Annotated in this window: 17 protein-coding genes; 13 read left to right on the top strand and 4 right to left on the bottom strand. The window is 41.3% G+C overall.

The window, feature by feature from the left end; translation table 11 throughout:
- Positions 1-346 precede the first annotated feature (346 nt).
- Positions 347-2,524 (bottom strand): malate synthase G, encoded by a 2,178-nt coding sequence (locus AC0VZ5_RS18755; RefSeq protein ID WP_475474885.1) that lies wholly within the window; start codon positions 2,522-2,524, stop codon positions 347-349.
- A 238-nt stretch (positions 2,525-2,762) separates the two neighbouring features.
- On the opposite strand from AC0VZ5_RS18755, the gene AC0VZ5_RS18750 reads away from it, so the two are divergent.
- Positions 2,763-4,364: an isocitrate lyase gene (locus AC0VZ5_RS18750; protein WP_475474884.1), complete on the top strand. Its 1,602-nt coding sequence runs from the start codon at positions 2,763-2,765 to the stop codon at positions 4,362-4,364.
- Positions 4,365-5,372: 1,008 nt separating this feature from the next.
- Here the strand turns inward: AC0VZ5_RS18750 and AC0VZ5_RS18745 are convergent.
- The 3 genes from AC0VZ5_RS18745 to AC0VZ5_RS18735 form a co-directional block, all read right to left on the bottom strand.
- Positions 5,373-7,391, bottom strand: a complete 2,019-nt coding sequence (locus tag AC0VZ5_RS18745) for a S9 family peptidase (RefSeq protein WP_475474883.1) — start codon at positions 7,389-7,391, stop codon at positions 5,373-5,375.
- Between the two features lie 161 nt (positions 7,392-7,552).
- Positions 7,553-8,287 (bottom strand): 5-oxoprolinase subunit PxpA, encoded by a 735-nt coding sequence (locus AC0VZ5_RS18740; protein ID WP_475474882.1) that lies wholly within the window; start codon positions 8,285-8,287, stop codon positions 7,553-7,555.
- Between the two features lies 1 nt (position 8,288).
- Entirely contained in the window at positions 8,289-10,100 is a 1,812-nt protein-coding gene (locus tag AC0VZ5_RS18735) for a glycoside hydrolase family 3 protein (RefSeq protein ID WP_475474881.1), read from the bottom strand.
- Between the two features lie 312 nt (positions 10,101-10,412).
- Between AC0VZ5_RS18735 and AC0VZ5_RS18730 the strand changes: the two genes are divergently transcribed.
- From AC0VZ5_RS18730 to AC0VZ5_RS18675, 12 genes are all read left to right on the top strand, one after another.
- Complete coding sequence (locus AC0VZ5_RS18730; protein WP_442960230.1) at positions 10,413-11,921, top strand: sensor domain-containing diguanylate cyclase; 1,509 nt, start codon at positions 10,413-10,415, stop codon at positions 11,919-11,921.
- Between the two features lie 78 nt (positions 11,922-11,999).
- A complete protein-coding gene (locus AC0VZ5_RS18725; RefSeq protein WP_475474880.1) occupies positions 12,000-12,653 on the top strand; it encodes a thermostable hemolysin in 654 nt (217 codons plus the stop codon).
- A complete protein-coding gene (locus tag AC0VZ5_RS18720; RefSeq protein ID WP_475474879.1) occupies positions 12,650-14,128 on the top strand; it encodes an AMP-binding protein in 1,479 nt (492 codons plus the stop codon). The genes AC0VZ5_RS18725 and AC0VZ5_RS18720 overlap by 4 nt, the downstream gene beginning before the upstream one ends.
- Positions 14,121-14,810 carry a TenA family transcriptional regulator gene (locus AC0VZ5_RS18715; protein ID WP_475474878.1) on the top strand — a complete coding sequence of 230 codons (690 nt, stop codon included), beginning with the start codon at positions 14,121-14,123 and terminating at the stop codon, positions 14,808-14,810. Before AC0VZ5_RS18720 ends, AC0VZ5_RS18715 begins: the two co-directional genes overlap by 8 nt.
- On the top strand, positions 14,807-15,577 hold the full coding sequence (locus AC0VZ5_RS18710) for an SDR family oxidoreductase (protein WP_198522913.1): 771 nt from the start codon (positions 14,807-14,809) through the stop codon (positions 15,575-15,577). The genes AC0VZ5_RS18715 and AC0VZ5_RS18710 overlap by 4 nt, the downstream gene beginning before the upstream one ends.
- Positions 15,578-15,590: 13 nt before the next feature.
- A complete protein-coding gene (locus AC0VZ5_RS18705) occupies positions 15,591-16,238 on the top strand; it encodes a tetratricopeptide repeat protein (RefSeq protein WP_198522912.1) in 648 nt (215 codons plus the stop codon).
- Positions 16,239-16,249: 11 nt separating this feature from the next.
- Entirely contained in the window at positions 16,250-16,909 is a 660-nt protein-coding gene (locus AC0VZ5_RS18700; RefSeq protein WP_138609245.1) for a response regulator, read from the top strand.
- Positions 16,910-16,971: 62 nt separating this feature from the next.
- Complete coding sequence (locus AC0VZ5_RS18695) at positions 16,972-18,273, top strand: ATP-binding protein (RefSeq protein WP_198522911.1); 1,302 nt, start codon at positions 16,972-16,974, stop codon at positions 18,271-18,273.
- Positions 18,266-18,619 carry a cupredoxin domain-containing protein gene (locus AC0VZ5_RS18690; RefSeq protein WP_010388691.1) on the top strand — a complete coding sequence of 118 codons (354 nt, stop codon included), beginning with the start codon at positions 18,266-18,268 and terminating at the stop codon, positions 18,617-18,619. The genes AC0VZ5_RS18695 and AC0VZ5_RS18690 overlap by 8 nt, the downstream gene beginning before the upstream one ends.
- Complete coding sequence (locus AC0VZ5_RS18685) at positions 18,606-19,346, top strand: iron transporter (protein WP_475474877.1); 741 nt, start codon at positions 18,606-18,608, stop codon at positions 19,344-19,346. The genes AC0VZ5_RS18690 and AC0VZ5_RS18685 overlap by 14 nt, the downstream gene beginning before the upstream one ends.
- Positions 19,343-20,056, top strand: coding sequence for a hypothetical protein (locus AC0VZ5_RS18680; RefSeq protein ID WP_475474876.1), 714 nt, complete (start codon positions 19,343-19,345; stop codon positions 20,054-20,056). Before AC0VZ5_RS18685 ends, AC0VZ5_RS18680 begins: the two co-directional genes overlap by 4 nt.
- A 261-nt stretch (positions 20,057-20,317) precedes the next feature.
- Positions 20,318-20,527: a cold-shock protein gene (locus AC0VZ5_RS18675; RefSeq protein ID WP_008467029.1), complete on the top strand. Its 210-nt coding sequence runs from the start codon at positions 20,318-20,320 to the stop codon at positions 20,525-20,527.
- Positions 20,528-20,544 lie beyond the last annotated feature (17 nt).

Below are 20,544 nucleotides of genomic sequence, written 5' to 3'. Positions count from 1 at the left end.
GTGAATAGTGATTATTCACACCCGTTATAAAAAATCAGCTTAGGGTCTGTTGACCTTTGCGGATTAAAATTTGTTCAAACTAGGGGCGGTTTAATCGCGGCGCGAGGTTTGTAACCTGGTGGACTAAGTCAAAACCGAGCAACAAAGAGTAAATCGCCCCTAGGCAGAACCCGAAGGGCAGCGCCTGTTTGGCATTGATGCTGCGTTATCACCTATTTATGGGGAATAACCACACCACATAGGCTCTGCCTTGCCTAAATACCAAACAGGCTGCTGCAAATTTAACCTTGAAAGGTCAACAGACCCTATTAAAGCTGATTTTTTTGTTTTTAGGTTAAGTTTTAAGTTAGTGCTGTGCTTTATATTTTAAGCGGTAGCTATGCAGTAGTGGCTCAGTGTAACCGCTAGGTTGGCTAACACCTTCAAATACTAGTGCCGAAGCCGCTTGGTAGGCAATGCTGTTAGCTAATGTTTGCTCATTAGTAGCCATGGGGGTGTAAAGGCTGTCATGTTCATTTTGGCCATCAACAACCTTAGCCATTTTTGCCATCACTTTTTGTACTTGCTCTTTACTGCACACGCCATGATGCAGCCAGTTGGCGATATGCTGGCTTGAAATACGTAAGGTCGCTCTATCTTCCATTAAGCCAATATGGTTAATGTCAGGCACTTTAGAACAGCCTATTCCTTGGTCAATCCAGCGTACTACGTAACCTAAAATACCTTGCGCGTTATTTTCAAGCTCACTTTGAATATCTTCTTTTGATAGCGTTTCTGGGTTTGTCATTAGCGGTGGTGTTAGTAAGCTTTCTAGGCTTGCTATTTGGCGCGTGGCAATGCTTTGCTGCAGGCTAAATACATCCACATCATGGTAATGCATTGCGTGTAATGTAGCGGCTGTAGGAGAGGGCACCCAAGCCGTATTTGCACCTGATTGAGGGTGGGCAACTTTTTGCTCCATCATCATCGCCATTTTATCGGGCATTGCCCACATACCTTTACCAATTTGTGCTTTGTGGCTTAAGCCACAGGCTAGGCCAATATCAACATTACGATCTTCATAAGCGCTGATCCAAGGCTGTGCTTTAATAGCGGCTTTAGGCAGTATCACACCTGCTTGCATAGAGGTGTGTATTTCATCACCGGTGCGGTCTAAAAAGCCGGTGTTAATAAATACAACACGCTCTTTAGCAGCATGAATACAGGCTTTTAAGTTAGCAGATGTACGACGCTCCTCGTCCATAATACCCATTTTTAGGGTGTTTTTAGGCAAGCTCAGCGCCTCTTCAACCATGCCAAATAAAGTGTTAGCAAATGCTACTTCATCAGGGCCATGCATTTTTGGCTTTACAATATTAATACTTTGCGCGGTTGAGTTTTGAATGGCATTTTTAGTGTTTAAATCGTGCAGTGCGGCTGTTGCGGTGAACATGGCATCCATAATTCCTTCAAACACATCATTACCACTTACATCGGTAATAGCAGGGTTTGTCATTAAATGCCCAACGTTACGGACAAACATCATACTGCGCCCTTTTAGGGTCAGTTTTTGGCCATCAAGGCCTGTATATTGGCGATCGGCTTGTAACGTACGGTCGACCATTTTGTCGCCTTTTCTAAACGTTTCAACCAAGTTGCCCTGCATTAGGCCCAACCAGTTTTTGTAAACTTGCACTTTATCTTCGGCATCAACTGCGGCAACTGAGTCTTCACAGTCCATAATGGTGGTCAGCGCTGCTTCAAGTACCACATCTTTTAGCCCAGCTTTATCAGCTTGGCCAATAGGGTGATGGTGGTCTATTTGCAGCTCAACATGTAATCCATTGTTTTTAAGTAAAATAACACTTGGGTTTTGTGCCTCACCTTGATAGCCAACGAGTTGTTCAGGGTTTTTAAGTGTAGTGTGCGAACTGTCGCGTAATGTAATTGCAAGTGCGCCATCCACGATTGAATAATTAGTACTTTCGATGTGCGAGCCATTTTCAAGGGGTAGCGCCTTATCTAAAAATTGTCTGGCGTAGGCCATTACTTTAAAGCCGCGCACTGGGTTGTATTGACTCCCTTTCTCTGCACCATCTTCCTCACTGAGTACGTCTGTACCGTATAGTGCATCGTATAGTGAACCCCAGCGTGCATTGGCAGCATTTAAAGCAAAGCGGGCATTACTAACTGGAACTACTAACTGTGGCCCTGCAGTCAACGCTATTTCTGGCTCTACATTTTGGGTTTCAATATTAAAGTTTTCAGGTTCATCAACTAAATAACCAATGTCTTTTAAAAAGGCTTGGTACTGGGCTTGATCAACGTTTTTATTAGCAACATGGTAGTCATTAATCTGCTTTTGTAATTGTTCACGTTTAGCGAGTAGTGACTTGTTCAGCGGAGTAAGTGTTTGCACTATGTGGGCAAAGCTTTTCCAAAACTGGTGTTCGTCTAGATGAGTACCTGGTAATAGTTGTTTTTTAACAAATTCAGCTAGTTGCTTATCAACGCTGAGTCCAGAGTGGGTGAGAGTGTGGCTCATAATTAAAATCCTTAAACGGTCCGACAGAGTGCACTTTTTATGTGCGTACACTTACCATATCGCAAAAAAGTCGCTTTGAGTGCTTTTTGGCCATTCACTATATGTATAGCCGTAATAACAACTATAAATTTACTAAATCTAAAAAATAAGCCTAATGTTTAATTAAGCGCTACAGAGCTAACGCAATGTAGTCACTCTCTCAACAATAAATATTAATACCCGTTCGAAGGACTTTATTATGACAACATATCAAGGCGAAACAGATACACTGGCAACACTATGCCAATCACAAGGCATTGCATGGAAAACTATTAATCCTGAATACGCAACTCGCATGCGTTTACAAAATCGTTTTCGCTCTGGTGTTGATATTGCACAATTTACTGCTGACATTATGCGTGAAGACATGGCTGCATACGACAAAGACACAAGCCAGTACACACAGTCTTTAGGTTGTTGGCATGGTTTTACTGCGCAACAAATGATGATGGCAATCAAACGTCACCAAAAAACAACTAAACGCAGTTACGTATATCTAAGCGGTTGGATGGTTGCAGCGCTTCGCTCTGAGTTTGGCCCACTTCCAGATCAAAGCATGCACGAAAAAACATCAGTACCAGCACTTATCGAAGAAATCTACACCTTCTTAAAGCAAGCTGATGCACGTGAACTTGACCATTTATTTAACGAGCTAGACGATGCAAAAGCAAACGGCGGCGACGTTCAAGCCGTGCTTAATAAAATTGATAACTTTGAAACGCACGTTGTACCAATCATTGCTGATATTGATGCAGGTTTTGGTAACGAAGAAGCGACTTATCTACTTGCTAAAAAGATGATTGAAGCCGGTGCTTGTGCTATTCAAATCGAAAACCAAGTATCAGATGCTAAGCAATGTGGTCACCAAGCAGGTAAAGTTACCGTTCCTCATGAAGACTTTTTAGCTAAAATTAACGCAGTACGTTACGCGTTTCTAGAGCTAGGTATTGATAACGGTATTATCGTTGCGCGTACCGATTCTCTAGGTGCAAGCCTAACGCAAAAAGTACCGGTTTCACAAAAACCAGGTGACTTAGCAAGCCAATACAATGCATTTTTAGAAACAACACCGGTAAACAGCGTTGAAGATTTAAATGAAGGCGAAACGGCAATGAAGCTTAATGGCCAACTTTGTAAACCTACACGCCTAGATAACGGTTTATATCAGTTCCGCGAAGGCACTGAGAAAGACCGCGTAGTACTAGATTGTGTAACTAGCTTACAGTCAGGCGCTGATTTACTGTGGATTGAAACAGAAAAACCACACGTAAAACAAATTGCAGAGCTGGTAAATCGCGTTAAAGAACAAGTTCCAGATGCTAAATTAGTATACAACAACTCACCGTCGTTCAACTGGACGCTTAAGTTCCGTGAGCAAGTATACCAAGAGTGGCAAGAAGCAGGTCGTGACCTTAGCGCTTACCCAAGTATTGATGACAATAAAGCGCTTATGGCTCCAGAAATGGATGCAACAGAGCTTGCAGCAGCCGCTGACTTATTAGTACAAAACTTCCAACGCGATGGCGCACGTGAAGCAGGTATTTTCCATCATCTAATCACATTGCCAACGTACCATACAGCGGCACTAAGCACAGATATTCTATCTGAAGGTTACTTCGGTGACTTAGGTATGCTGGCTTATGTACGTGACGTACAACGTCAAGAAATCCGTCGTGAGCAAGCGTCAGTTAAGCATCAAGACCTTGCAGGCTCTAACATTGGCGATACACACAAAGAGTACTTCTCTGGTGAGAATGCACTTAAAGCCGGTGGTGAAGCTAACACCATGAACCAATTCTAATTCTACTAGATAGTGTTACTTAAGGGCCGCAAGGCCCTTTTTTTATGCCTGCATAAAAGCAAAATTTAATAGATCAGTATTTTACTAGCTATTTGGCTAGTGAGAGTTTTCACTGCAGTGCAGCTTAAAAGTATAAATAATTTTAAAGGATGTTTATGCTCGGCTGGGTGGGCTTTATGTTGATTACGCTTTAACACGGGTAAGCACAATAAATTAACCGTTTTTTGCCGTATATAGATCAGAGTTTAACTAGGGTCTGTTGACCTTTCAAGGTTAAATTTGCAGCAGTCTGTTTGGCATTTAGGCAAGGCAGCGCCTATGTGGTGTGGTTGTTCCCCATAAATAGGCGATAACGCAGCATCAATGCCAAACAGGCGTTGCCCAAAGGGGTTTGCCTAGGGGCGATTTACTCTTTGTTGCCTACATGGATGTAGGTAAGGGGCGTGAGCAGGACGCGGAAGCTTTGCTCGGTTTTTACTTAGCCCACTAGGTTACAAACCTCGCGCCGCGATTAAACCGCCCCTAGTTTGAACAAATTTTAATCCGCAAAGGTCAACAGACCCTAAGCTACTAAAAGCAGATCACGATTTAACTAGCTAGTTTAAAAGCAGATCAGGTTTTAACTAACCATGATAAAAATAGCCATTCTCTTCATCATTAAAGGTAGATTTGCCTTTCTAATCCTCAATTTGAGCATCTAAACGCTTAATTTAAAGGTTTTTAACTGGGGTTTAGAAAGTAATAAACCGATTTTTTACTAACTGTCGCACCTTATAAAACATTTTTTTACTAACTGAGGGCTTATAAACAGTGACTCAAACCGAATTTTTACTAACTCAAAGGGGCTGAGTTAGTATAAACCGAATTTTTACCAACTCAGTTTGAAGCTAAGTCCGATATTTAGCTAAAGTATGTAAGGGATTACTCACATTATTGCTGTAAAGGGGGTTTACACTTGTGAGCTGCGAGCAACGAGCTTGTATAGCTCGTCACTCATAACTCTACGTTTTATTTCGAATGCTTATCAAACCACCACTGAATGTAAGCCACTTTAGTCATTAAATTTGATGGACGGGCAGTTATACCATGTGAAGCGTTTGGAATGCGCACCATCGCGGTATCAACCCCCTGTAATTTTAAGGCTTGATAAAACTGCTCTGTTTCTGAAATTGGCGTACGATAGTCTGCTTCACCAGTCAGAAGCATGGTTGGGGTTTTAACATTGCCAACATAACTGATTGGTGAGCGCTTCATGTAATGCTCAATATGGTCCCAAGGTTTACCTGGAAACCAATAATCGGCAAAAAACGGATAGAAGTCAGCAGTTAGTACAAAGCTGATCCAATTAATCACAGGCTTAGCAACAACAGCAGCAGCAAAGCGATCCGTATGGCCTACAATCCACGCGGTTAATACACCGCCGCCAGAGCCACCGGTAACGAATAATTTAGACTTATCAATAAAACCTTTATCAATTAGCGCGTCAACACCTGTCATTAAATCATCGTAATCATTGCTTGGATAATTATGGTGAATGGTTTGTGCAAACTCTTTACCGTACGAGTCACTGCCTCGCGGATTCATGTATAAAACGACATTTCCTTTAGCGGCAAATAGTTGCACTTCGGCACTAAAGTGAGGGCCATAGTTAGCAACAGGGCCACCGTGAATTTCAAGCACCAGTGGGTATTTTTTTGATTTATCAAAACCCGGCGGATAAGCAACCCAGCCTTGTATTGGTAACTCATCATGGCTTGATTTTAACCATAACTCTTCAACCTTGGCGAGCTGTTTAGTTTGTAGTGCATCTGAGTTTAAATCGGTTAAACGCTTTACTGTACCTCTCTTTATTGTAGCTACATCAGCAGGGCGCTGGGTATCAGCCAGTGTAAACGCAATGTCACCATTTTCACTAATATCAAAATCACCACCAGAATAAGGGCGGCCAAACGCCACGCTACCTATTTGTTCGGTAATCACCTTACGTTTACCACTTCGAGGTTGATAAGCGAGTGCGGTTTGGCCTTCATCGGCATAGCTAAAATAGAGGCCTTTTGAATTTGCGCTCCATTGAATTTGGCCAACGCTGCGATCGAAATCGCTAGTCAGACTTTGGGTATCACCGGTTTTTAAATCACGAATATAAAGCTGAGTATTTTCATAGTTAGTGCGCTTGTCATCGTAGCCAGTATAAGCAAGGTACTGACCGTTAGGTGAGACCTGAGGTTGTTGATCTGGTCCATTACGGTCGGTCAGTGCGATGATCTCTAACGTGTTTAAATTAAGCTGGTACACTTCACTATTGGTTGGCTTGAGTGCATTTTCAGCGTGTCTATTGGCTGAGAAATAAAGTAATTCGCCGTTTTTACTAAAGCTTACACCGCCATTATAATCAAAGTTATCGTTAGTGAGTTGTTGTGCATTGCCGCCATTCGCATTAAGAGTAAATAGCTGATTAAATCCTTTTTGACTATAGCCTCTGCCATCTGCACGGTAGTAAACATCGTCAATAAATTTAGCAGGGTCTGCCCAGCTAGCGCCTTTAGGTTTACCTGGTAAACTGACAGGTGGTGAGCTTATTTCAGGAACAAACATACTAAACACCAGTTGTTTAGAATTAGGTGACCAGGTGATTGAGCGAGGTGCATTAGTAAGATTACTAATTTTTGCCACAGCACCCGTTTTAAGCCACTTCATGTATATTTGATTACTGCCATCTCTGTTAGAGATAAACGCAAGGCGCTGTCCATCGGGTGACAACACAGGCGAGTAGTCCATAAATACACCTGATGTTAAGGGCTGTAGTTGTTCTGTTTTGTAATCAACAGACCAAATATTACCGACTTTGCGATCGGTTTTAATATCCATGCGGTTACGAACGAAATACACTGTTTTACCGTCTTCGGTGATGTCTATTTGGTTGGCATATTCTAAGTTGAATATATCTTGAAGTTGCAATGTATCGGTATTGGCAACGGCCAAGTTGCTGCTACCTAGTATAAGGCTCATAGCTAAAAGCGTTTTCATTGTTTATCCCTGTTTTAAATCACTAATCTATTTATAGGGTAGTGGAGGGATAATTTATAGTCAGATGCGACGAAGCTCGCATTTAAAACTACCAATGAATGCAGGTGGTAAAAGAAAGCAAAAGCTGTAAAGGGGGTTTACAGCTTAATCTGTGTACGGCTTTAGTTATTGGTTGAACAAAGCGCTTTTATCTCTTCAATAATTGCAATGCCTTGGGGATTATCGCCATGCACACAAATGCTGTCAGCAACCAGTTTCAACGATTTTCCAGATTGAGTAGTCACACTGTTACTGGCTAAAAGCTGCTTAACCTGAGCTAATAATGCGTCTTTGTTATGCACACTGCCGGCTATATTTCGTGATACTAAGTGCCCTTGGTCAGTGTACTGCCTGTCTGCGAACGCTTCTAATATCAGTGTGAGCCCAAGGTGGCGAGCCATTGTTTGATGTAGCTTGGCATCGGCTGTGGCGAGTATCATTAACTTTAAGTTTGCAGGGTAACTGGCAACTGCACCCATAACAGTGGTGAGTAGTTGCTGGTTTGTCATCATGTCGTTATATAACGCACCATGGGGTTTTACATAGCTAAGGGTTAGCCCTTGTACTTTTGCCATGCCATCAAGGGCGGCTATTTGATAGTGCAAACATTGAGTGAGCTCAGCCACGCTCATGCTCATTGAACGCCTACCAAATCCTTGTTTATCGGGGTAGCTTGGGTGAGCGCCAATCATAACATTATGTTGTTTAGCCAGCTTTAGGGTATGCGCGATTACACTCGAATCACCTGCATGAAAGCCACAAGCAATATTTGCCATATCAATATGGGGCATAACACCGTTATCAAGGCCTATTTGCCATGCGCCAAAGCTCTCGCCTAAATCACAATTAAGTTTCATATTAATGGCTCTTCGATTGTTTAATTGTTACCGGTAATTGGCCTTTGGCTGGAGCTTGGCCTAATAATACTTTCGCCAGTGCAGTAAAGGCAGGCCCAGACACCAGCTCGTTTTTATCCACATCAATATTATAAGCATAGGAAGCAAGCACTGCATCAGCATAGTGACCAAATTGCGCAATGTCATACGGTGCTCGCAAACTAATAAATACCGTTGGAGTGTTTTTTTGTTTAGCCATTTTTAGTAATGATTCAAGCGCTTTGGGTTGCTCTGCGTTATTTAAGGCAAAGTTTGGGTTATCGGCTAAATCATCCATACCGCCAATTTCCACGGCACTTTGGTTCGGCGTTGCATTGCCAGCAATAACAATACTTGCTTGGTTTATGTTGCCCTGCGCTTCATCTGGGTCAAAGCCCTGTAAGCTGCTGCAACTAAAACTGAGTGGTTGTGAACTTAACGCACTAATTGCTTGTTGCATTGCCATGCACTTGCGGGTGTCAGGCATAATAATATGAATATGCTTATCAGCGCCAAGTTTAAGCGGCAAGGTATTATTGTTATTTTTTATTTGGGTAATTGCCGCTAATGCCAGAGATGCTTCTAATTCACGATGTGCTTTATTACCAATAATGTGTTTGGCATTTGCCAATGCATTAATGGGGTTAGGTAAAGCGTTTAATTTAAATTGATGTTTAAGTGAGGTAATTCGCTGCGTCGAATGGGCAATTTCGTCTGCGTCTAGTTGCTCTGTTTTGACAGCACTGACTAAAGAGTCAATGAGCGCATCGAGTTTATTTATATCCTCAGGCGTTCTAATTTCTATTGGCATTAGCGCAATATCAACTCCAGCTGCAAAAGTGTTTACAACTGCTTGTGTAGGGCTGAAAAAATGGCTAATACCAGCCATATCCAGTGCATCGGTTACCACTACGCCTTGATAGTTCAGTTCATCGCGAAGGATATCGGTCATGATTTTACGCGACATGGTCGCGGGTTTAATCATTTGCTTACCGTCTACATTGGTTAATGTACTGCTATCAAGCTCAGGGTATTGAATATGCGCGGTCATTATCATCCCAGGACTATGCTGCTCAATAATCTGTTTAAACGGCGCTAAATCTTGAGCGTAAATGACTTCTTTTGAATGCATCACTTTAGGTAAGCCTGTATGGCTATCTACATTGGTATCGCCATGTCCTGGAAAGTGTTTTATAGCGCTAATTATACCGTTTTTTTCAAACTCAATAACTTGTGCTGCACCCATTGCCGCAACTTCATCAGGGCTTTCACTAAAAGAGCGTACATTAATAACTGGATTGTCAGGGTTCATATTTACATCAACCGTTGGCGCATAATTTACATTAATGCCAAGCACTGAGAGTTCAGTGGCCAGTATATTTGCCGTTTGGGTTGCGAAATAAGTACCGTGCTCAGGGTAAGTTGCGCCAATTGACATATTACCGGTAAATGAGGTGGCCACATCGCGAGGTAAACGAGCTACGCGTCCGCCTTCTTGGTCAATAGAAATAAACAGTGGTAGGCCTGACTTAGATTTAGATGCAGCTTGTTGTAGCTGCTGATTAAGGTTAATAATTTGTTCTATGTTTTGGGTGTTTTCAGAAAATAAAATCACCCCGCCAATATCATAACGGCTAATTGCTTTTGCTAATTCATCGGGCAATTCAGTTAATGGCGTTCTGCAGCGTTGGCTACTGCCTTGCTGACAAAAATAGCGTAAATCGAGCATAAGCTTTTGCCCTAGTTGCTGCTTAAGTGACAGCGCAGAATCGGCAAAAGAAGATTTTATTGGCATGAAACATCCGATTAAAAAAAGAGAAGACGATAACAAGTACTTATTTAGCAACACACACCTCAAGGCTAAATAAAAATAAAGTGCATGCAGCTTAACTATTATTGAGCTTAACTGCAAAACCCAGCAAATATAAATCGTATGATTTAATCATCCTTAAAATCACAAAAATTAGGTCACTTAGTTCTATTTATGTATTATATTAATGATGTATGCAGTGCATAGCAGTCGTTTTTATTTGCTTAGGATGATATTAAGTTGCGTTTTCGATTACCATTTACTTTTAAACTTAGGCAATTAATTCTTTTGTTAGCTATGCCCGCTGCAGCTGCTATTTTGTTTAGTGGTTTATATATTAGTTATCAAGTCCAAAAAGAACGGGTAATAGAAGATACCCTGCAAAGTAATCATGTATTTGCCAGTAAGTTAGCCTCAGCAACTGAGCACTTTTTAACAGCAGCAATGCAGCAACTTGAGTTTTCAGCCAGTATTATTGCTGAAGATATTACCAACACTGAGTTACTCCAAGCTGAAACCGACCGGCTTTTAAATCAGACGCATAGCTTTAATTCGGTGGCAATTAACATGCAAGGTGTTGTTAAAGCAGCCTCACCTGTGTCTTTAAATATTATTAATAAAACGGTTAATTCAGTCCATTCTAAGCAGGCTCTTAAATCGCAGCAGCCGCAGGTTAGTCTGCCTTATATTTCGCTGGCTAATAATTTAATTATTGTTGTCTCCTATCCTCTGTTTGATCTGGCAGGGAATTATTATGGTTATATTGGCGGTAGCTTCTATTTAGAGCAGCAGAGTATTTTAAATGCTTTGTTAAAACAACATAGTTACGATGGCGGGGCGTACTTTTATGTGGTCGCTGATAATAAAACCTTACTTTATCACCCTGATTCTAAGCGCATTGGCAAGCAAGTATTTAATAACCCAGTTATAGAGCGAGTTTTGCAAGGTGAAGATGGATTCACTCGAGTTATAAATAGCCAAGGAGTGGCTATGCTGGCCGGGTTTTCCCACGTAGGACTTGCTAATTGGGGGATTGTTGCCCAGCGAAGTGAAGCGGCAACCCTTGCTACGCTTGATACTTTTCAAGGGCAGGTGCTTAAGCGAATGTTGCCCATAGTAATCATTACTTTTTTATTAATTGCTATGCTAGCTCACTATATTGCTAAGCCATTAAGACTGTTAGCCGATAGCGCTAATTTATCGACCGATAAGAAAAACGTAGATCATCTTAAAAGTATTAAGTCTTGGTACTTCGAAAGTAACCAGCTTAAACACGCGATGTTAGAAGGGATTCATGTTTTGCAATCGCAAATGGGACAATTACGTCAAGATGCACTTACCGATCCGCTAACCGGCGCGCATAACCGGCGGGGTTTAAACATATTGCTTGAAAATTTAATGGATAAGCAGATCCCGTTTGCAGTGCTTGAAATTGATATCGACTTCTTTAAACAGGTTAATGATACATTTGGCCATGATACGGGTGATGAAGTACTAAAAACCCTTACTCGTATTATACAATCGTTATCGCGCAAGCATGATATTGTGTCACGCACTGGTGGAGAAGAGTTTTTACTGGTATTACCTAACGAAAATAATGATAGTGCGTTTGTTATCGCTGAGCGTTTACGTAACCAAGTAGCCACCACATCAATGGCAAAAGTAGGCTATATAAATGTATCTATTGGTATCGCTACTTGGCCACAGCATAGCGATGATATCGATCAAGTATATAAATGCGCTGACAAAGCGCTCTATCACGCGAAGGAAACGGGCCGTAATAAAACCGTGATAGCCAATTTTTAAAAAATTAACTTACCTTAAGTTTTATTTAAGTTTCGCCTATTAAATTCTACCTATAGATTTAATACAGGCGATGCTTTTATGCAACTAGCTCAACAACAGCCATCATTAGCACTTTTTCAGCCGTTCACACAGTTTGTGAGCGCAAGAGAATGTGATGAACACCGTCAACGCCTTGAAGATACAGTAAAACAAGGCTTTTTAGCTGCGTATAATGCAAGCCTAACCTCATTTATGCCATTACTCTGTCAGTACAAAACTGTGCAAGGGCATTGCACATTAGGGCTCAGAAACGCCACTTCCCCTTTATTCCTTGAACAATATTTAGCTGCGGCTATTGAACAATTTTTACCACCAAGCACACCGCGAAATAAGGTGTTTGAGCTAGGTAACCTTTGTTCAACACATCGTAAAGCCACGTTATCGCATTTTATTATTGTAAATGAAGCTTTAAGGGCTATTGGTGCTACGCATTTAGCTTTTTGTGCCACCAAACATGTACGCACTTTATTGCGTTTATTAGGGGTAACGTGTAATGAAATTGCATTGGCTAACAGCAGTGTTGTTGAGCAACCAAAAAGCTGGGGAAGTTACTACGCGAACCAGCCTACAGTATGCATTGTTAATTTAGAACAAGCACATTTACAGGTGCTTAATACGCCTATGCTACGTGACATTAAACAACAAAATGCAAATGCAATTACCGCATTAATTAATGCGTTGGTGACTATATGAGCATGTTAAATAGCTTGAATGACTTAGCTACTCAGTCAATGGTTGTCGCGCATTTTGCGAATCAAACACAGCAGTTAACAGGTACTGAAGTGCTTCAAGAAATTAATAAAGTAGCGGAAATTTTTGCAAACTCAGATGCTAACGCAATTGCATTTCAACTTGATAATACTCCCGCTTGGTTGGTGCTCGATGCTGCGACAAATGTTGCTAATAAAGTAGCAATACCAATTGCCCATTTTTTTAGTCAACAACAAACGCAATATGTACTGGCACAGTGTGGCGCACAGCTGTTTATAAGTGATATGCCAAGGCTTTCTTTGGGGGCCCATACATTGTCTATTACTTTGTTTGAACATTACACCTTGTATATTTATCAGCTCAAGCTTAATGAACCGATTAATTACTTTGAGGGCACTCAAAAAATCACATTTACTTCCGGTTCTACTGGCGAGCCAAAAGGGGTGTGCTTATCAACACAAAGCCAGATGCAGGTGGCTCAGTCATTATGTGAGCAAATAAATATAAGTAAACCAACTCACTTATGTTTACTGCCACTACCTGTATTGCTTGAAAATATTGCAGGTATTTATGCGCCTTTGTTAAGTGGCGGTTGTGTACATTTAATGCCATTAAACGAATTAGGTTTTGTTGGCTCAGGGTTAAAAAACCCTAACAAACTCATTAGCGCAATCGATAGTGTAAAACCTAACACCCTTATTTTAGTGCCTGAGTTATTAACGTGTTTAGTTGCCTTTGCAAAACAAGGCTGGCAGCCACCAAAGTCACTTAAGTTTATTGCTGTTGGCGGAGCACGGGTTAGTGAATCTTTAATTTTAACTGCACGAGAATATAACCTACCGGTTTATCAAGGTTATGGTCTGTCTGAGGCTGCTTCAGTAGTGAGTTTAAACACCCCCAACTATGACGATATAAATAGTGCTGGTGAAGTGCTAGGGCACGTTGAAACGAAAGTTGAAAATGGTGAGTTATTTATTAAAGGAGCGTTATTTTTAGGGTATTTAAATCAAGCGCCGCATAACCCAAATATTTGGTACGCCACTGGCGACTTAGTATCTAAGCGTAATAATAAGCTGTACATAAAAGGGCGAGTAAAAAATCTGATCATCACCAGTATGGGGCGTAATGTTAGCGCCGAATGGCCTGAATCATTAATTTTAAGCCAAAGTGCTATACAGCAAGCGGTGGTGTTTGGTGAAAGCCAGCCATTTTTAAGCGCGCTTATTTATGCGGCTCCCGGATTTAGTGATGAGCAATTAAAAGCACATTTAAAAACAGTAAACCAGCAACTTCCTGACTACGCACAGATTAAAAAGTGGCATCGTTTGGCCCAACCTTTAAGCGAGCAGCAAGGATTATTAACCGCTAATAATCGCCCTAAACGAGCGGCAATTAGCCAGCACTACAGCCCTATTTTTGAACAATTTTACCGACTTGGAGAAGTGATCCATGAGTGATTTTTTTAATACATTAAAAGCACAAACTCAAAACGAGCGTGAGTACTTATTAGCTGCGCCAATTATACAGCGTGTATTTAACGGACAAGCATCACTTGAAGAGTATGCCTCGTTTTTAGCGCAGGCTTATCATCATGTAAAACACACCGTTCCTTTAATGATGTCACTTGGCGCACGTTTGTCTGACGAGCAAGAATGGTTACGAGAAGCGGTAGCTGAATATATTGAAGAAGAAATTGGTCATCAAGAGTGGGTGCTAAACGATATTGCAGCCTGTGGGTTTGATAAAGAAAGTGTGCGCTATAGTCAGCCACAATTCGCCACTGAAATGATGGTGTCGTATGCCTACGATAGTATTGCACGTAAAAATCCGCTTAGCTTTTTTGGCATGGTGCACGTATTAGAGGGGACCTCAATTGCGCTTGCCGATGGAGCCGCATCAAACATAGCGAATGCAATAGGGCTTCCTAAAAAAGCATTTAGCTATTTAACCTCTCACGGCGCGCTTGATATAGAGCATGTTAAGTTTTTTGAAAACTTAATGAATCAAATTACAGACGAGGCGGATCAGCAGGCTATTTTACATGGTGCAAAATGTTTTTATCGTTTGTACGGCGATATTTTTCGCGCTTTAGACGGCGAGCCGTTTTTTAAAGCATCAGCACAAGAGCAACACGCATGAATACCGGCTTATGTGTATTAACTGGTGCTACAGGTGGAATTGGTCAAGCCATTGCCAAAACACTACACGGCCAAGGTTGGCAACTACTCTTGGTGGGGCGAAATAGTGATGCCCTCAATACGCTAAGTAGTCAATGTCCCGGTAGTATAGTTTTTGTGGGGGACTTAACGATTGCCGAAAACATGTTGGCACTCGCCATTAAAGCCAAAAAATTAGGGGGCGCTAAGTTACTCATAAACAATGCAGGCATTAATGTAATGCAAAGCTTAAGTGCATCGAGTAGTGAGCAAATTGATAATCTACTGAGCACTAACTTAGCCGCCCCTATGAAATTATGTCAGCTGTTTTTAGCGCAATTGCATGCGAATAAAGGCTCCATAGTTAATGTTGGGTCGTCATTTGGCAGCATAGGTTACCCATATCAAACACTTTACTGTGCTAGTAAGTTCGGTTTACGTGGTTTTAGCGAAGCGCTATCACGAGAGCTTTCAGATACACCCGTTAAAGTTAGTTATTTAGCACCAAGAGCAACCGATACAGATATTAATGATGCACAAACCCGAGCAATGAATAGGGCGCTTGGTAATCAAATGGACTCCACACAGTTGGTGGCTGATGAGTTAGTTGCGTTATTAAACTCAAATAAAACCAGACGATTTATTGGTTTTCCTGAGAAACTTTTTGCACGTATCAATGGCGTTTTTCCACGTATTGTGGATAACGCAATTGCTAAACAGCTCCCTAAAATAAAACAGTTTTTAGGTTAATAGAGGATTTATTATGAAAAAATTTACTTTAGTAGCTTATTTAAGCATTGTTAGTGTGTTTTCATCGCCGGTATTTGCAGACGAACAAAGCGATTTACTCGCTATTCAACAGCAGTGGGCGGTCGCTAATTATGAGCTTAAAGACGAGGCACAAATCAAAGCCTTTACTCAACTAAGTGAGCAAAGTGCTCAATTTATTGAAAGCTACCCTGATTCAGCAAATAGCTATACGTGGAACGGCATTGTACTGGCCAGTTTTGCTGGCGCAAAGGGCGGGTTAGGGGCACTGGGCTATGCTAAAGATGCAAAAGCATCATTAGAGCAAGCCCTTAAAATAGACGACAGTGCTTTAGGTGGCTCAGCGTATGCCAGCCTAGCAACCTTATACAGTAAAGTACCGGGGTGGCCTATTGGTTTTGGTGATGATGACACCGCCGACAAATTTTTTAAGCAAGCGCTCGCTTTTAACAAAAAAGGCATTGATACTAACTACTTGTATGGTGAGTTTTTATATGACGAACGTGAATATGAGCAAGCTAAAGCCCATTTGTTAGTTGCGCAAGCAGCAGGTATTCGTGATACTCGTGCTAAAGCTGATAAATATCGTCAACAAGCAATTAGCTCTTTATTAGCTAAAGTAGATAAAAAACTAAAGAGATAACAAAATAAACAATGCATTTATTATTAGTTGAAGATGATCATCTTGTGGCGCAAGGGCTTTGCCGCTCATTGCGCCAAGAAGGCTACAGTGTAGAGCATAGCGCAACGGTTAAGCATGCATTGCAATGCTTAGGCAGTGGTGAAATAGAGTTGGTTATACTTGACCTAGGTTTACCCGATGGTGATGGTTCACAAATTCTAAAGCACATAAAAGCGCAAAAAAAAGTGATTCCGGTGGTTATACTAACTGCACGAAGTAGCATAGATGACAAGGTGCAAGGGCTTGATATGGGCGCTGATGATTATTTAGCTAAGCCATTTGAACCAGCCGAATTATTTGCTCGTTTGCGCGTAGCGAGCCGACGAGTAAATCAAACTCAGTCAAGTTTATTACACTGTGGTGAAGTGACCATGGATACGTCTGCACACACGGTCACTTTAGCCAATGAACCGCTTTCTCTGCCACGAAAAGAATACATGCTGCTAAAGGCACTATTGGAAAACCAAGGTCGCGTGCAATCTAAACAGCAGTTAGAGAACAAGCTGTACCAGTGGGGTGAAGAGGTTGGCTCTAACACCATTGAAGTGCATATTCATCACCTACGAAAAAAATTCCCCAGCGATTTTATTAAAACTCTCCGTGGTATTGGTTATGTCGTGGGAAAGAGATAGCTCACGTGATTAAAACGCCCCTAGATTGCACAAACTTGAATTTACAAAGGTAACCATACTCTATGTCAATTCGTAAGCGTTTAACTCTTATTTTACTATCAATGATGGTGTTAACGTGCTTTTTAGCTTTAGTCAAAGGCTACCAAAAAAGTATGAGCCATGGTGAGCAACTACTTGATAGTGAGCTAAAAGTGGTCGCTGGAGTGTTGATGCAACAGCCTTTATCTATAAACGCCATGGCGCCAAAAATGCAAGAAAGCGCCCAGTTACTGTATCAAATTTGGCAAGCTGGTGAGCTCCTTAGTGGCTCTGACGAATTAAATCTTGATTTGAGCCAGTATCAAGCGGGTTTTCAAACGCTTAATATTGCAGGGCAGCGAATGCGGGTATTCGTTTTTGTCACTTCTTTACGCACCGTGGTTGTTGCCGAGCCGATTGCTAAGCGGTTTGAACTTGCCGAGGCGGTGATTTTATCAGCCATGTTGCCTATGCTTTGGGCGGTTCCTTTGCTTGCGCTATTTATTAGCTTTTTTGTTAAATATGCACTGGCACCATTAACCCGTTTATCAAAACAGTTAGCTCTGCGCCAAGCAAATGATTTCACTGCGATCAATTGGCAGGTGACTGATGAAGAGATAAAACCGGTGATCAGCCGCTTAAACGATTTATTTAAACGCGTAGAAACCGCCTATTTACGAGAGCGTTTTTTTGCCTCTGATGCGGCACATGAATTACGTACTCCCCTGAGCAGTTTAAAAATTAATGTGCATAATTTGGCTGCTCAACAAGGCGATAACCAAGAATTACAAGCCATGACTCAAGGTATTAACCGACTATCCAATATAGTAGAGCAAATGCTAATACTAGGGCGTACTCAGCCAGAGCAGTGGCAAAAACAGTTTAAGGAGCAGTCATTATTAGCGATCACGCAAGAAGGTGTTAGCCAGTTGTATGAAAAAATAGAGGCTAAAAACCACACTATTAGTCTTGAGGGAGATGACTTTATCATTAACGGTGATGAATTTACCTTAGTGACGTTGATTTCAAACCTACTTAGCAATGCCATAAAGTACGCACCAGCCAATGGACAAATAAAAATAACGCTAAAGCAGATGCACAAGCAGCGTATTTGGCAAATAGAAGACAGTGGCCCAGGTATGACGGACGATCAAAAACAACGGATATTTAACCGTTTTTATCGTGTTGGCGGTGACCAACACCCTTCGGGTGAACAAGGTGCGGGTTTGGGCATGGCAATAGTGCAGCATATTATTGCTATTTATCGCGCTGAAATTCACTTAACGGATAGTGATTTGGGTGGCTTAAAAGTACAGGTAGTTTTTGCAGGAGCTAAATGTGATTAAACGACTTATTAGGCCTTACTTATATTGTTGTGTATTTTTATCATTTAACGCCGCCAGTAAAGACTACCTTATTGTACTTAAAGATCATTTGTTTTACCCCGCAGAAATCGTCGTACCGGCCAATAAAAAGGTACGCTTGTTAATCGAAAATCAAGATAGTACGCCTGAGGAATTCGACAGTTTCGATCTCAATCGAGAGAAAGTACTTTACCCTAAGCGCAAAAGCGTTATTTATATCGGGCCGTTAATCCCTGGGCGTTATGAATTTTTTGGCGAGTTTTCGCCCAATACGGCGCGTGGTGCTGTCATAGTGACTGAAAAGGAGCGCTCTAATGCTAATAACTAGCCTTGTGATGAGTCTAAACCAGTTACTGCCGGTGGCCATTTTACTTATTTTACTTCAAGTTGTAGCCAAGCAAAGCTTAATGAAATTGCTGGGGGGGCTAACTTTAGGGATCGGGCTTTCATTTTTGTTTGTAAAAAGTGCGCCGTTAATTAGCCCCTTGTTTGACTATCAGGGTTTAGAATATGCCCAAATTGGTTTGTGTATTTTAATTTTTATTAGTGCACTGTACTACGCCATTAAACAAGCAACAGCTGCTTTTATGATTGCGATTATCAGCGTAATGACACTTTATTTAAGTCACTACATTATTTACCTGATTGGCTTTTGGCAAAACAACGAAGCGGCTCAAAGTTTATTTATTGGCACTTTTTTAGGCTTGGGAATATGCAGCAGCTTTAGCGTGTTGTTGTATTTTTTATTGAGTGCAACCAAACAGCGCTTCGGGCTTACTCCTTTATTAGTATTGTTAGCATTAAATAGTGCGGCAAAATTAGTTGTGGCGCTTGATTTGGCGAGCCAAATTGATTTGATAGCAACAACGGTAACCGTATGGGATTTACGTGACATTTTAACCGAAAACTCAGAGCTTGGACGAGTATTGCGCGCTCTGATTGGTTATGAGGCTACGCCTAATTTAACCAGTGTTTTAAGCTATGCGTTGAGTAGCGTGTTATTTTTATCTGTTTGTTATTTTATTCCTAAATTAATCACTAAGGAAAAATCATGAAAGCAATAAACCTATTTGCAGCCACTGTATTAATTGGTTTTTGTTTATTAATACCTAAGCTCGTTTATGCTGATGGCATAGTAGTAGATAAAGTTTATCATCCGTATGTGTTGCCGTTTGAGCGCGAGCTAGAATGGCGGCTTGTGTCGCATCAAACTGATAGTGGTAATATTTTAGCGCAGCGCGTTGGCTTAGGCGGCGCAATAAACGACACTATGGCATTGGAAGGCTACATCGTGGGTGAGCGCGATGATAACGGTGACTTTGGCTTGCAAGCGTATGAATTGGAGCTTAGATGGCAACTAATAGAGCAAGGCCGGTTATGGGCCGATTGGGGGGCATTATTTGAATTTGAAAAACAGCATGACGCCGACGCATACGAAGCAACCACCGGCTTTGTAATTGAAAAAGAGTTTGGTCGTGCAAGCCTCACCATGAATGCTTTTTTAGTATACGAATGGGGGCAAGATATAGAGAACGAATGGGAAAGCGAGTTTAGAGCGCAGTATCGCTACCGATACTTGTCTGCTTTTCAGCCCGCGGTTGAGGTGTATCTTGGTGAAGACTTTGTGGGTATTGGCCCAGGGTTTATAGGCTTGCACCGCTTTGATGGACAAAAACAACTAAAGTGGGAAGCCGGTTTTATTACTGAAATCAGCCAGTCAGAGAAGAATCATAGCTTTAGAATGGCGTTAGAAATTGAATTTTAAGCTGCTTAAACAAGTGCTTAACATTTAAAGTGAGTTACGAAGGTTATTTTATTAATTAAATAACATAAAGGGTTGACTTACCCCTGTAACTCTATATAGTAGGCCGCAGCTAGAAAGAAAGCATGATAATTTATAAATCTCCATTTCGTTGTTGTATAAGTAATACTTGTAGTACCGTCCTGAAGTTTTTAAGTACCATCTCATTTTTTGCTACACCGCCCATTAGGGCACAATTTAATTTTTTATATCAGGAATAATACTATGTCTAACATCGTATCAGGTACAGTTAAGTGGTTCAACGAGTCTAAAGGTTTTGGTTTCATCGAGCAAGAAAACGGTCCAGACGTTTTCGCACATTTCTCAGCAATCAAAAGCGAAGGTTTCAAAACTTTAGCTGAAGGCCAACGTGTAGAGTTCACTCTTTCACAAGGTCAAAAAGGTCCTCAAGCTGATAACATCACAGCTCTATAATTTTACTTTTTAAGTAA

It is taken from the genome of Pseudoalteromonas sp. QJM3NY_12, assembly GCF_056173165.1.
Note: the sequence above shows the minus strand (reverse complement) of the source record. Positions and strands in the feature narration are given on the sequence as shown.

What these genes read in the sequence shown, in the direction of transcription:
- AC0VZ5_RS18755 (WP_475474885.1), bottom strand. Translation starts at nt 2,524, where the DNA reads ATGAGCCACACTCTCACCCACTCTGGACTCAGCGTTGATAAGCAACTA.
- AC0VZ5_RS18750 (WP_475474884.1), top strand. Translation starts at nt 2,763, where the DNA reads ATGACAACATATCAAGGCGAAACAGATACACTGGCAACACTATGCCAA.
- AC0VZ5_RS18745 (WP_475474883.1), bottom strand. Translation starts at nt 7,391, where the DNA reads ATGAAAACGCTTTTAGCTATGAGCCTTATACTAGGTAGCAGCAACTTG.
- AC0VZ5_RS18740 (WP_475474882.1), bottom strand. Translation starts at nt 8,287, where the DNA reads ATGAAACTTAATTGTGATTTAGGCGAGAGCTTTGGCGCATGGCAAATA.
- AC0VZ5_RS18735 (WP_475474881.1), bottom strand. Translation starts at nt 10,100, where the DNA reads ATGCCAATAAAATCTTCTTTTGCCGATTCTGCGCTGTCACTTAAGCAG.
- AC0VZ5_RS18730 (WP_442960230.1), top strand. Translation starts at nt 10,413, where the DNA reads ATGCCCGCTGCAGCTGCTATTTTGTTTAGTGGTTTATATATTAGTTAT.
- AC0VZ5_RS18725 (WP_475474880.1), top strand. Translation starts at nt 12,000, where the DNA reads ATGCAACTAGCTCAACAACAGCCATCATTAGCACTTTTTCAGCCGTTC.
- AC0VZ5_RS18720 (WP_475474879.1), top strand. Translation starts at nt 12,650, where the DNA reads ATGAGCATGTTAAATAGCTTGAATGACTTAGCTACTCAGTCAATGGTT.
- AC0VZ5_RS18715 (WP_475474878.1), top strand. Translation starts at nt 14,121, where the DNA reads ATGAGTGATTTTTTTAATACATTAAAAGCACAAACTCAAAACGAGCGT.
- AC0VZ5_RS18710 (WP_198522913.1), top strand. Translation starts at nt 14,807, where the DNA reads ATGAATACCGGCTTATGTGTATTAACTGGTGCTACAGGTGGAATTGGT.
- AC0VZ5_RS18705 (WP_198522912.1), top strand. Translation starts at nt 15,591, where the DNA reads ATGAAAAAATTTACTTTAGTAGCTTATTTAAGCATTGTTAGTGTGTTT.
- AC0VZ5_RS18700 (WP_138609245.1), top strand. Translation starts at nt 16,250, where the DNA reads ATGCATTTATTATTAGTTGAAGATGATCATCTTGTGGCGCAAGGGCTT.
- AC0VZ5_RS18695 (WP_198522911.1), top strand. Translation starts at nt 16,972, where the DNA reads ATGTCAATTCGTAAGCGTTTAACTCTTATTTTACTATCAATGATGGTG.
- AC0VZ5_RS18685 (WP_475474877.1), top strand. Translation starts at nt 18,606, where the DNA reads ATGCTAATAACTAGCCTTGTGATGAGTCTAAACCAGTTACTGCCGGTG.
- AC0VZ5_RS18680 (WP_475474876.1), top strand. Translation starts at nt 19,343, where the DNA reads ATGAAAGCAATAAACCTATTTGCAGCCACTGTATTAATTGGTTTTTGT.
- AC0VZ5_RS18675 (WP_008467029.1), top strand. Translation starts at nt 20,318, where the DNA reads ATGTCTAACATCGTATCAGGTACAGTTAAGTGGTTCAACGAGTCTAAA.